The organism is Paraburkholderia sp. SSBN10T (genome assembly GCF_056619545.1).
In genome coordinates, this window is record NZ_JBWQQI010000009.1 from 34,897 (window position 1) to 48,090 (window position 13,194).

Genomic DNA, 13,194 nt, shown 5'->3' on the forward strand with positions numbered 1-13,194 from the left:
ATACCCGCGGACGGCTGTGGCAGCATGGTTTGATGGGCGTGGTCGTTTACGCGCGGCAGGCGGCAGCCGGGCCGCGGCGGTTCCCGAATTGACACGATCCGGTAGGCCGGTTTTGCCTCGCCAGTACTGAGCGCGCTTTGCGAGCGGGTTTGGGCCCGCGTCGGGCGTGGATTATCCGTCTGCCTGTGAAGCTGGCTAAGTAACAGTAAAAGTTTTCTCCCTGTTTAAAAGGATACATTGAGCATGAAAAAAGTCGCGTTGCCTTTACTGCTGGCCGCCTTTTCGATGACGGCTTATGCGGCAGGTTGCGGTAAGCCCCGTAATGCGTTTGACCAGGTCTATTGTTCGAGCACGCAGTTCTCCCAGGCCGATCGCGACCTGAACCAGCAATACGATCGCGTGAAGCAGGCACTGCAGCCGGCCGAGCAGGCCACGCTCAAGCACGGACAATTGGCGTGGCTCAGCCAGCGCGACGCCAAATGCAGCCTTGAAAAAGACGACGGCTATTTCGTCAATCTCGAGTGCGCAACGGACATGACGCAGCAGCGCATTGCCTTCCTGCGCGAGCGTGAACGCGAATGCAGCAGCACGGGCTGTGTCGACGCCAAGCTGGGCGAGTAAGCAGTCCGGGTGATACAGGGAACACCCGCGCCGCGTACCGGCGTCACGGCACCGGCAGCACGAGCAAGAATTCAACGGCAATAGCAAGAGCAAAAAGAAACGGGGATAAGAGGTCGCACGCTTATCCTTGACAAGGGAAGCATGGACATTCTGCGATTTCTATTCGTTCTGCCGCTGCGTTTGCTGCGCGGCCTGTTCCACCTCATCGTGATGATCTTGCGGCCGGTCTTCGGCAGCGTCTCATGGTCGGCTCCGGCGTGGGTGCCGGCTGCGGGCGCGGCGATCCGCCGCCGTCCCCGGCGCTTTGCCGGCGGCGTGCTCGGCGCCGCCGTGCTGGCCGCAGCGGCATGGGCCGGCTGGCATTGGTATGTGAATCGCCCGAAGCCCGCTGAGCCTGAGCGCATTACCTTCCAGGCCAAGGTGCCCGCCGTCACGGAGTATGTGCAGGCGGACGGCACGCCGAAGATCACGATTCATCCGCTGGAAGTGGATTTTTCGCGTTCGGCCGCGCCGATCGAGCTGGTCGGCAAGACGGTCACCAAAGGCATCACCATGAAGCCGGCGCTAAAGGGTGAGTGGAACTGGGCGGACGATCACACGCTGCGCTTCGTGCCTGCCGCCGACTGGCCGGTTGGCGCGCATGTCGAGGTGGACTTCGATATCAAGCAAGCGTTTGCCCCGCACGTGCTGATGGCCGACGATCATCTGGCCTTCGACCTCGCGCCGTTTATCGCCAAGGCAGGTGACGCGGAGTTCTATCAGGACCCGCAGAATGCGACGGCGAAGAAAACCATCATGCCGGTGAGTTTCAACTACCCAGTCGACACGGCGCAATTCGAAAAACGTATCTCGCTGGCGCTGGCAGGCAGCGACGGCAAGTTCAACACACCGCTCAAATTCACGGTCACCTACGACGCCTTCAAGCTGAACGCGTGGGTCCACTCGCAGCCGCTCGATCTGCCGCGCGACGACGGCGCGGTGCAACTGAAACTCGATAGCGGCGTGCGCAGTTCGCGCGGTGGTGCGGGCACCAAAGACCCGTTGACGTCGGTGGTGCGCGTGCCGGGTTTGTATAGCCTCGCAGTCAAGAACGTGAGTCCGACGCTGGTCGACAACGACCGCTATGAACCGGAACAGGTCCTCGTCACCGAAATCAGCGGCGCGGTGCGCGGCAGCGACCTCAGCGGCCTGATCAAGGCCTGGGTGCTGCCGAGGCGCAAGGAAGGCGTCGACCAGAAAGACGACGAGCCGCCGTATGAGTGGGACAGCGCAGATGTGAGCGAGAGCGTGCTGCGGCAATCGCAGCCGCTCGCCCTCGCACTGGTGCCCACCGAAAACGAATTCGCAGAACTACAAAGCTTCAAATTCCACGCAGAACCGGGGCAGCGCGTCTACGTGCGGATTGCCTCCGGACTGAAGTCGTTCGGCGGCTACATGCTCGGCAAGCCCTCGGTTCAGACCTTCACCGTGCCCGACTATCCGAAGCTGTTGCACTTCATGGCGGATGGCTCGCTGCTGTCGTTGAGCGGCAGCAAACGGATTTCGGTGGTCTCGCGCAATCTGCCCGGCATGCAGCTTGAAATCGGCCGCGTGTTGCCGGACCAGTTGCAGCATCTGGTGAGCTTCAATCAGGGGACGTATACGCAGCCGGACCTCGGCTATAACTTTAGCGAAGACCACATCGTCGAGCGCTTTGAGCAGAAGCGGGTGTTTCCGAAGAGCGGTCCCGGACAGGCGCATTACGAGGGCGTGGATCTCGGTCAATATCTGAAGGACGGCAAGCGCGGCGTGTTCCTGCTGCATCTGTCGGCCTACGATCCGGTTGCCGAGAAGAAAAAGGCCGATAAGGCTGCGCAGGCCAAGGACCAGGGCTCCAGCAGCGACGCCGGCGCCGGCGACGACTCGGGCGACAACAACGGCGACGCCAGCAGCGACGGCAGCAGCGATAACAGCGGCGGCGCCGACGACCAGTCGCCGACCGACACGCGCATGATCGTCGTCACGGATCTGGGCATGCTGGTCAAGCGCGCGCTCGACGGCAGCCAGGACGTGTTTGTGCAATCGATCCGCAGCGGCCAGCCGGTTGGCGGCGCGACGGTGTCGGTGCTGGCGCTCAACGGCCAGACGCTATACACCCAGGACACCACGGCTGACGGTGTGGTGCACTTCCCGACCTTCAAGGGTCTGGACCACGAGAAGAAGCCGATGCTGTACGTCGTGAAGAAGGACGACGATCTGTCGTTCCTGCCGGTGGGCGGCCAGGATCGCCAGCTCGACTTCTCGCGCTTCGACGTGGGCGGCGAGCGTAACCCGACCAGCGAAGGCCAGTTGTCCGCGTATCTGTTCTCGGATCGCGGCATTTACCGGCCGGGCGATCTGTTCCATATCGGTCTGATCGTGCGCGCGGCGAGCTGGGCGCATAGTCCTTCCGGCGTGCCGCTGCAGGCGGAAATCGTCGATCCGCGCGGTGTCACGGTCAAACGCATGCCGCTTGCCGTCGACGCTTCGGGTTTTGGCGAGCTGTCTTATACGCCTTCGGAAACAGCGCCGACCGGCGCATGGACGGTGAACCTCTATATCGTCAAGAACGGCAAGACGGATGCGCCGATCGGCTCGACCACCGTGCAAGTGAAGGAGTTTCTGCCGGACCGCATGAAGGTCGAGGCCAAGCTCTCGCAGCAGGTCGCCGAGGGCTGGGTCAAGCCCGATCAACTGAAGGGGCTGGTCGATGCGCAGAATCTGTTCGGCACGCCCGCTGCCGACCGGCGCGTCGAGGCATCGCTGACGTTGCGCCCGGTGTGGCCGGAATTCCGTAGCTGGCAGAACTATCACTTCTTCGACGTGCGGCGTGCGAAGGAGGGCTACACGACCAATCTTCAGGACGGCAAGACCGACGACAAGGGACATGCCGAGTTCGACCTCGACCTCAAGAAATATGCGGACGCAACCTATCAGTTGTATTTCCTGACCAAGGCGTATGAGGCCGAGGGCGGCCGCAGCGTGGCGGCGAATGTACAGACACTGGTCTCCAGCGATGACTGGCTGGTGGGTTACAAGTCGGTGGACGACCTCGACTACGTGAAACGCGGCAGTCCGCGGAGCGTGCGTCTGGTCGCAATCAACCCGCAGGCCAGGTCGATCGAGCTGAAAGACCTGAAGGCGCAACTGGTTGAGCGGCGCTATGTATCGGTGCTGACCAAACAGGATTCGGGCGTCTACAAGTACGACTCGCGTCTGAAGGAAGTTCCGGTCAGCGAGAATCCGCTGACGATCCCGGCCGCCGGCCTGGACTACGCCTTGCCGACCGACAAACCGGGTAACTACGCACTCATCGTTCGGAGTGCGGATCGAACCGAAGTCAACCGGGTCGAATATTCCGTGGCAGGTGACGCCAATGTGTCCCGTTCGCTGGACCGCAATGCGGAGTTGCAGATTAACCTGAGCAAGCACGATTACGCGCAGGGCGAGCCGGTGGAGATCGCCATTCGCGCGCCGTATGCAGGCAGCGGCCTGATTACCATCGAGCGCGACAAGGTCTACGCTCACGCGTGGTTCCACGCCGACACCACCAGCTCCGTGCAGCACATCACGGTGCCGGCGGGTTTCGAGGGCAACGGCTATATCAACGTGCAGTACATCCGCGATCCGTCGTCGGACGAGATTTTCATGAGCCCGCTGAGCTATGGCGTCGTGCCGTTCTCGGTGAACATGGACGCGCGCCGCAATCCGCTGACGCTCGATGCGCCGGCGCTGGTCAAGCCGGGACAGACGGTGACGTTCAAGCTGCATGCGGGGCACCCGACCAAGGCCGTGGTATTCGCGGTGGACGAAGGCATCCTGCAGGTCGGCCGCTACAAGCTGGGCGATCCGCTGAAGTTTTTCTTCCGCAAGCGCATGCTCGAAGTGGGTACCTCGCAGATTCTCGATCTGATCTTGCCGGACTTCGAAAAACTGATGGCAATGGCGGCGCCCGGCGGCGATGCCGATGATGCGATCGGCAGCCAGCTCAATCCGTTCAAGCGCAAGCGCGACAAGCCGGTGGTGTATTGGTCCGGCATCGTCGATGTGGATGGCGAGAAGGACGTGAGCTATACCGTGCCCGATTACTTCAACGGCAAGCTGCGGGTGATGGCGGTGTCGGTGTCGCCCGATCTGGTGGGCACCGTCGAAGCGGCGACCACGGTACGCGGCGACTTCGTGTTGTCGCCGAACGTGCCCACCACGCTCGCTCCCGGCGACGAAGCCGAAGTCAGCGTAGGCGTCGCCAACAATCTCACGGGTCTCGGCGACAAACCGGTACCGGTGACGGTAGCGCTGAAGACCGGCCCGCAGCTTCAGGTGCTCGGCAATGCGTCGCAGAATCTGAATCTTGCGCAGATGCACGAAGGCGTGGCGCTTTTCCGCGTCAAGGCGACGGAGACGCTCGGCTCAGGCAACCTGACCTTCAGTGCCCGCTATGGCGGCAAGTCGGCGACACAGAGCCTCGACCTGTCGGTGCGGCCGGCTGCTGCGTATCGCGCGCAGGTCGATATTGCCCGCGTCGGTGCGAACAGTAACGCCGATCTGCCGGGCTTGCGCAAGATGTACGACGCGTACGCTTCGCGCGATGCGAGCATGTCGACGGTGCCAGTGGTGTTGTCGCAAGGTTTGACGTCCTGGCTCGTCAACGTGCAGAACTACTGTAGCGAGCAGATCGTGAGTGCGGCCGTGCCGCGCCTCGTCGCCTCGAAGTGGCCGTCGGTGCCGGCGCTCACGCATGTCCTGCAGCCCGCCAATGGCGATTCGCAGCAGACCAACGACCAGGCGCTGGCGCAAATGCTCGACGTGCTGCGCTCGCGGCAGAACAGCCAGGGCGGCTTCGGGTTGTGGTCCGCGACACCGGATGCGGAGCCGTTCGTCTCGGCGTACGCGATGCATTTCCTGCTGGAAGCGCGCGACCGGGGTGTGGCGGTGCCGGGCGACATGCTCGACGCGGGCAACCAGTATCTGCACCAGCTTGCGAGCGACGACAGCATGGATACGCTCGATCTGCTGCGCCAGCGTGCCTATGCGGTGTATCTGCTGACGCGCGAGGGGAATGTGACGACCAACGATCTTGCGGCGGTGCAAAAGCGCTTGCAGGAGGCGTTCCCGAACGACTGGAAGAACGATCTCGCGGCGGCGTGGCTGGCCGCTTCCTACGAACTGCTCAAGCAGGACAAGGAGGCCAACGCCTTGATCGCCGGACCGCAGCGTGAGCTCGAACGCAAGCAGGATGCGGCGAGCTTCGAGTACGGCTACTACACCGATCCGCTGACGCGCGATGCGAGCGTGCTCTACCTGTTGTCGAAGTACTTCCCGGAGCGGGCCAAGGCACTCTCGCCGCAGGTGATGGAGAACATCGCCGGGCCGCTGGCGCGCAACGAGTTCAATACGTTGTCGTCGGCCATGACCGTGCTCGCGCTCGACGCCTATGCGAGCACGAACGCAAACGGTCTGGACAAACTGGCAATCGATGAAGTGCATGCCGACGGCAGCGTCAAGGCGATCTCGACGCTGCAGGGCAACCTGTTGCAGTCGGGTAGCTGGAGTGCGGCGGCGACCAGGTTGCGTTTCGTCAACGGCAGCAGCTTGCCGGCGTGGCGGGTCACTAGCCAGGCGGGTTACGACCGCGGCGTGCCCGATAAGGCAATCAAGAATGGACTCGAGATCGTACGCGACTACACCGACACCAACGGCAAGCCGCTCGACAAGATCACGCTCGGCGAAGAGATCGAGGTACACGTGAAGATTCGCGCCACCGGCGACGACGGTGTGGACAATGTGGCGATTGTCGATCTGCTGCCGGGCGGTTTCGAGCCGGTGATCGAGCCGCCGCCGGCCCCGAGCCAGGCGGACGAGAGCAATAGTGGCCAGAGCGACCAGGCAGATCAAGGCGATCAGGCTAACCAGAGCGGCGATAGCGATGCCAGCGATGCGCAGCCTGCACCGTGGCACTCGCCGATCGGTCTGGCAAGTTCAACGTGGCAGCCCGAGTACGCCGATATCCGCGAAGACCGCGTCGTGATCTACGGAACCGCGACGCCGGACGTCAAGGAGTTCGTCTATCGCATCAAGGCTAGCAATGCCGGCAAGTTCCTCGTCCCGCCGGCTTTCGGCGAGTCAATGTACGATCGCCGGATTCAGGCCCGCTCGCCGGGCGGCGCCATGCTCACGGTGGTGCGCACGCCCTGAACCCGGCGGCCACACGTCTGACGCGAGAGCGGATGACGTGTGGCCCTGCGGGCGACGCCGTTTCCGCTTTCTGCGAATTTTTCCATCGTGCCTTCATTTCGATCCTTGCTGCATGCGTGCGGCGGCTGGCTTCAGCGCTGGCAGAACTGGCTGGTCGGTGCGCTGCTCGTCGTGGGCATGCTGGTGGGCTGCCGCCTGTGGCCGCATCCGTCGCTGCAAAGCTGGAAGCCTTCCTCCACGGCGGTCTATGACGATCACGGCCGGCTGCTGCGCCTGACGCTCGCAAGCGATGACCGCTTTCGCCTGTGGGTGCGGCTCAAGGATATGTCGCCGCAACTGGTGGACGCCGTGCTGTTGCACGAGGACCGCTGGTATCGCTGGCATCCCGGTTTCAATCCCTATGGCCTCGCGCGTGGCGCGTGGGTCACCTACGTGCGGCACGGCAACCGCCAGGGCGGCTCGACCATCACGATGCAATTGGCGCGCTCGCTATGGCAGCTCAACACGCGCACGCCGTGGGGCAAGCTCAAACAGGTGGGGCGTGCGATCCAGCTTGAGCTGTGTTACTCGAAGCAGCAAATTCTCGAAGCCTATCTGAACGACGCGCCGTATGGCCGCAACGTCGAAGGGGCGGGTGCGGCCAGCATTGCGTATTTCAACAAGTCGGTGGGTGCGTTGAGCTTGCCGGAAGCACTGACGCTGGCGGTGATTCCGCAGGATCCGGCGCGCCGCTTGCCGAGCGTGCCTGCGCAGGGCGCGGGCGCCGCCGATACGGTGATCAACCGGCAACTCGCGACTTCGCGCAACCGTCTTTACGCGCGCTGGCTGACGAGTCATCCGCAGGACGCCGCGCTCAAACCGTTATTCGCGTTGCCGCTGAACATCCGGCCGTTGTCGCGCCTGCCGTTCGAAGCGCCGCATGCGGTGGAGCAGGTGTTGGCGGCGCGGCGTATGGACAGCGACGATCGTGAATCGCGGATACGGACCACGCTCGATCTGGATTTGCAACATATCCTCGAACGGCAGATTGCCCGCTACGTCGCGCGTAACAACGCGATCGGGATTCGCAATGCGTCGGCCATGCTGGTCGACACGCGCGATATGGGCATCAAGGCATTGGTCGGCTCCGCGGATTATTTCAATCGCTCGATACAAGGTCAGGTCAACGGAACATTGGCGCGGCGTTCTCCAGGCTCGGCGCTCAAACCCTTCATCTATGCACTTGGATTCGATCAGGGTGTGCTGCATCCGCAGACCGTGCTGCGTGACGTGCCTACCTCGTTCGGTCCTTATACGCCTGAGAATTTCGACGGCCATTTTCTTGGGCCAATCACCGCTACTGACGCGCTGAACCGCAGCCGCAATATTCCGGCGGTGTGGGTAGCTTCGCAATTGCATCAGCCCGATCTGTATCAGTTCCTGCAGCAAGCGGGCGTCGGTCACATGGCGAGCGAACAGCACTACGGGCTTGCGCTGGTGCTCGGCGGCGGAGAAGTGACCATGCAGGAACTGGCCAGCCTCTACGCGATGCTCGCCAATCGCGGCGAGCTGAAGCCGTTGCGCTTGCGGGCCAGCGATCCTCAGGTGGCCGGCACCCGCATGCTCAGCGACGAGGCGAGCTTCATGGTGATGGATATGCTGCGCCAGCATCTGCGGCCGGACGAGACCACCGGTGCGCAGCCGTCGCATCTGCCGGTTTACTGGAAGACCGGCACGTCATGGGCGTTTCGCGACGCGTGGACCGCGGGCGTGTTCGGTCCTTATGTGCTGGTGGTCTGGGTGGGCAACTTCGACAGCACCGGCAATCCGGCATTCGTCGGCGTGGATGCCGCTGCGCCGCTGTTCTTTCAGATCGTCGATGGGCTCGAAGCCGAGCGTGCGCAACTGGCCGAACCGTTCAGGCCCAGGCCGGCCAATCTCAAACGCGTGCAGATCTGCCTTGCCAGCGGTGACTTGCCTAACCAGTGGTGCCCGCAACGCGGTTGGACCTGGTTTATTCCAGGCAAGTCGCCGATTCGCGTGAGCAATGTTCATCGTCCGGTGGTGATCGACGATGCGAGCGGCCTGCCGGCGTGTTCGCCCTATACGGGCAAGCACACGCATGAGGAGGTGTACGAGTTCTGGTCCTCCGATCTGCAGCAGGTGTTCGCGCAAGCGGGCATTCCGCGCCGCAAGCCGCCGCAAAATCCGGAGTGCCGCAACGCCGGTACGCCGGACGGCGACCCGCCGCAGATCACCTCACCCGTGCGCGGCAGCGTCTATGCAATGCGCCTGAAGCAGCTAGGCCAGGAGCGCATCGCCTTTAACGCGAGCACCGATGCCGACGCGCACGCGCTGTACTGGTTCGTCAACGACGCCTATGTGGGCCGCAGCGATCCCGGTGCGGCGCTGTATTGGCAGCCGCGCACGGCGGGCAGCTATACCGTGCGGGCGATCGACGATCACGGCCGTATCGATCAGCGCATGCTCGAAGTGAGTCTGATCGAGTAGTCGGCGCAGAGGCAGCCGCTTCGATAAAAGGCGCTGACGGGTTCGTCTCCCGAAGAATCAAGCGCCGCCCCACCATGCTAGAGGCTGCGCAATGCAAACCGTTTGAGCTTGCCGGTTTCGGTGCGCGGCAGGACGTCGACGAAAGCAATCAGACGCGGATACTTATACGGTGCAACGTTGTTCTTCACGTAGTCCTGAAGTTGCGCGACCAGCTTGTCGTCGGCGGTGAAGCCCGGGTTGAGGACGACAAACGCCTTGACGATCTGACCGCGGGTTTCGTCGGGTACGCCGATCACGCCGCATTCCGCTACCGCCTCGTGCTGCAGCAGCACGCTTTCCACTTCCGGGCCGGAGATGTTGTAGCCGGCGGAGACGATCATGTCGTCGGCGCGTGCCTGATAGAACACATAGCCGTCCTCGTCCAGATAGACGGAATCGCCGGGCAGGTTCCAGCCGTCGCGCACGAACTTCGTTTGCCGCTCGTCGGCCAGATAGCGGCAACCGGTCGGCCCGCGCACGGCAAGCTTGCCGATGACACCGGGCGCCACCGGTTGCATGGCATCGTCCACCGCCTGCACGAGATAGCCGGGAACGGCGCGGCCGATCGCGTGCGGCCGGATCTGCGCGCCCGCCGCCGAAATGAAAATATGGATCAGCTCCGTCCCGCCGATGCCGTCGATCATCTCGATGCCGCTTGCTTCGCGCCACAGACGCCGCGTCGAATCAGGTAGCGCCTCACCGGCGGATACGGTTTTCTTCAGGCTCGAGATATCGAAGCGCGGCACCAGCGGCGCCATCTGCCGGTAGAAAGTCGGCGCGGTGAACATGATCGTGGCATGGAAGCGCTCGACGGTCTGCAGCAAGGTTTCAGGTGTGAGCTTCTCGATCAGCACGGTGGAGGCGCCGACCCGCAGCGGGAAGCACAGCAGGCCACCAAGTCCGAACGTGAAGGCGAGCGGCGGCGTGCCGCAGAACACGTCGCCGGCGGTGGGCTTGAGCACATGACGCGGGAACAGATCGCACATCATCAGCACGTCGCGATGAAAATGCATGCAACCTTTGGGCAAACCGGTCGTGCCGCTCGTGAAGGCGATCAGGCACACATCGTCGCTGGCGGTATCGCAGGCGGTGAAGTGGTCCGGTTTGCTTGCCGCGAGTGTTTCCAGGGAGTCCGCAGCGTCGTCGTGGAACAGGCGGATCTGCTTCAGATCGGGACAGAAGAACTCGCCTTGCGGATCGCGGCAGCGTTCGAGTTCCTCAGTCAGGCGCGTATCGCAGAGGGCGGCGCTGATCTGCGCCTTGTCGATGATCTGCTTGAGTTCCTTGGCGCGCAGGAGCGGCATGGTCGGCACCAGCACCAGGCCCACCTTGAGCGCAGCTAACGCAGCGACGGCCATCTGCAGGGTATTCGGCCCGCGCAACAGCACGCGATTGCCGGGCTGCAATCCCATCTCGTCGACCAGCACGTGGGCGCTGCGATTCACGAGCGCCAGCAGTTCGCGGTATGTGGTCGCCCGGGGGGCGCCGTTTACGTCGGACCAGATCGCCGGCCGCTCGCCGTGCCCGGCCTCGATGGTTCGGTCCAGCAATTCGGTTGCGCAATTGAAGCGCGCCGGATAGGCGACATCGGGATTGTCGAGTAGAAAGACCGGCCACTGTTCCTGCGGCGGCAGATGGTCGCGAGCGAAGGTGTCGACGTGAACTGACGGTTCCATGACGTTTCTCCTGTCGATCGGAGTTAGCGCTTTAGCGCTTACTCCGATCCCATGCAAGGCTGATCCAATGCAAGGCGGATCTCATGCAAAGCCGAACGTTTAGTGGGCTTCGTGGGGGATCACTGCGGTAGCTTCGATTTCGACCTTGGCTTCATCTTCGATGAGCGCGACGACCTGCACCGCGCTCATCGCGATGTCGTAGTCGCCGATCAGCTCACGAAACGCGCGGCCGATGTCTTTCAGTGCCGCGAGGTATTCGCGCTTGTCGGTGACATACCAGGTCAGGCGCACCAGATGTTCCGGTTTGCCGCCCGCTTCATTGAGCACCGCAACGACGTTGCGCAAAGCTTGAATAGCCTGAGCGGCGAAGTCACTCGACTGGAAGCGCGCCTCGGCATCCCAGCCGATCTGGCCGGCGATGAATACCTGAGTGCCGACGGCGGCGACGCCGTTCGCATAGCCGCGCGGTTTGACCCAACCGGCGGGGAGAAGAGGTTTTTTCATGAGCGTGGCTCGTCGGTGAGGGCAGGCGGTGGGGCAAATCGCGCGAGGGCGCTCGCGATATCGCCAGGTATATCGATGGACTGACCGGTCTCGAGCGAAGTGGTCACCAGAACCTGATGCGCCCTGAAGCGCACCTCGTCCTGGCAATGACCGACAATGCCGATGCGAATCGAGCGCCGGCCGATCGAATGGATGGTCAGCGTGAGCGTGACGGTCTCACCCATGCGGCTCGGCCGCGAAAACTCGCAGTCGAGCTTGACGATCGGCAAGCCAACACGGCGCTGGCCGATCATGTGGGCGTAGTCGATGCCAAGGCACTCGGTGAACCAGTCTTCGACCAGTGCATTGGTCAGCACCAGGTACTGCGGGAAGAACACGATGCCGGCCGGATCGCAATGCGCAAAGCGGATCCGCACCGGCATCTCGAATGTGGCGCTCATGGCTTGCTCTTGCTGTCCGGATGAGTGGCGGCATGGGCCTTCAATAGGTCCCGGCCTACGATCAGTTGCTGCACTTCGGTGGCGCCTTCATAGATACGCAGCGCACGAATCTCGCGATAGAGCATTTCGACGGCGGTGCCGCTTTGCACCCCCATGCCGCCCCAGAGTTGCACGGCTGCGTCGATGACCTGCTGCGCCCCTTCGCTCGCGTGCCACTTCGCCATCGCCGCTTCACGCGTGACGCTTTCGCCCTGGTCGCGCAACCAGGCCGCGCGATAAACGAGCAGGGCGCTGCTGTCGATCGTAAGGGCCATCTGGGCGAGCTTCGCTTGCGTGAGCTGAAAGTCACCGAGCGTCTGGCCGAACATCTTGCGCGAGGCGGCGCGTGCGAGGCCTTCTGCCATGGCATGACGCGCAAAGCCTAGCGATGCGGCTGCCACCGAGGTGCGGAAGATGTCGAGCGTGCGCATGGCCAGCTTGAATCCCTCGCCCGGCGCGCCCAGCATCTGGCTGCGCGGCACACGGGCGCCCGCGAAGTGCAGGCGGGCGAGCGGATGCGGCGCGATCACGTCGATGCGTTCGGCTATGTCCAGACCCGGCGTATCGGAGTCGACAATGAACGCGCTGATGCCGCGTGCACCCGGCGCTTCACCGGTTCTTGCAAACACCACATAGAAGTCTGCGATGCCGCCATTGGAAATCCACGTCTTGTCGCCGTCGAGCACATAGGCATCGCCATCTTCGCGTGCGCACAGCGCCAGCGCGGCGACGTCCGATCCCGCTTCCGGTTCCGACAGCGCGAATGCGGCGATGGCCGTGCCGTTCGCCACTCGCGGCAAATAACGTTGCTTCTGTTCGTGGGTGCCGCCGAGCGAAATAGCGCCCGAACCGAGCCCCTGCATGGCTAGCGCGAAGTCGGCAAGGCCGGAATGTTTCGCGAGCGTTTCGCGCAGCAGACAGACGGCGCGCGTATCGATGGTGTCGCCATGACCGCCATAAGCCGTACCGCCGACGCCATACTTCAGCCAGCCCGCGGCGCCGAGTTCGCGCACCAGATGGCGGCAGCTTGCATCGACGTCGCCGCCGTGTTCCGCATCGGCGAGATGGGTGCCGCACCATGCTTCGATACCAGCCGCGAGTTCGCGATGCCGGTCTGCGAAGAACGGCCACGCCAGCGCGCTGTGAAGATCGAGGTTCCCGGAAGCGCTCAA

General features: G+C 63.2%; 7 protein-coding genes. 3 read left to right on the plus strand and 4 right to left on the minus strand.

All coding sequences use genetic code 11. The features are described 5' to 3' along the window. The first annotated feature begins 243 nt into the window (after positions 1-243). From AC1ECK_RS15860 to pbpC, 3 genes are all read left to right on the plus strand, one after another. Positions 244-621 (plus strand): lysozyme inhibitor LprI family protein, encoded by a 378-nt coding sequence (locus AC1ECK_RS15860; protein WP_480320709.1) that lies wholly within the window; start codon positions 244-246, stop codon positions 619-621. A 141-nt stretch (positions 622-762) separates the two neighbouring features. Then, complete coding sequence (locus AC1ECK_RS15865) at positions 763-6,834, plus strand: alpha-2-macroglobulin family protein (protein ID WP_480320711.1); 6,072 nt, start codon at positions 763-765, stop codon at positions 6,832-6,834. A 177-nt stretch (positions 6,835-7,011) separates the two neighbouring features. Further along, positions 7,012-9,324, plus strand: a complete 2,313-nt coding sequence (gene pbpC, locus AC1ECK_RS15870; RefSeq protein ID WP_480321069.1) for a penicillin-binding protein 1C — start codon at positions 7,012-7,014, stop codon at positions 9,322-9,324. A gap of 77 nt (positions 9,325-9,401) precedes the next feature. Here the strand turns inward: pbpC and AC1ECK_RS15875 are convergent, their stop codons facing one another. The 4 genes from AC1ECK_RS15875 to AC1ECK_RS15890 form a co-directional block, all read right to left on the minus strand. After that, positions 9,402-11,039 (minus strand): AMP-binding protein, encoded by a 1,638-nt coding sequence (locus AC1ECK_RS15875; protein ID WP_480320713.1) that lies wholly within the window; start codon positions 11,037-11,039, stop codon positions 9,402-9,404. 99 nt (positions 11,040-11,138) lie between these two features. After that, entirely contained in the window at positions 11,139-11,543 is a 405-nt protein-coding gene (locus tag AC1ECK_RS15880) for a RidA family protein (protein WP_480320715.1), read from the minus strand. After that, a complete protein-coding gene (locus AC1ECK_RS15885) occupies positions 11,540-11,983 on the minus strand; it encodes an acyl-CoA thioesterase (protein ID WP_480320717.1) in 444 nt (147 codons plus the stop codon). The genes AC1ECK_RS15880 and AC1ECK_RS15885 overlap by 4 nt, the downstream gene beginning before the upstream one ends. Further along, a complete protein-coding gene (locus AC1ECK_RS15890; RefSeq protein ID WP_480320719.1) occupies positions 11,980-13,194 on the minus strand; it encodes an acyl-CoA dehydrogenase family protein in 1,215 nt (404 codons plus the stop codon). Before AC1ECK_RS15890 ends, AC1ECK_RS15885 begins: the two co-directional genes overlap by 4 nt.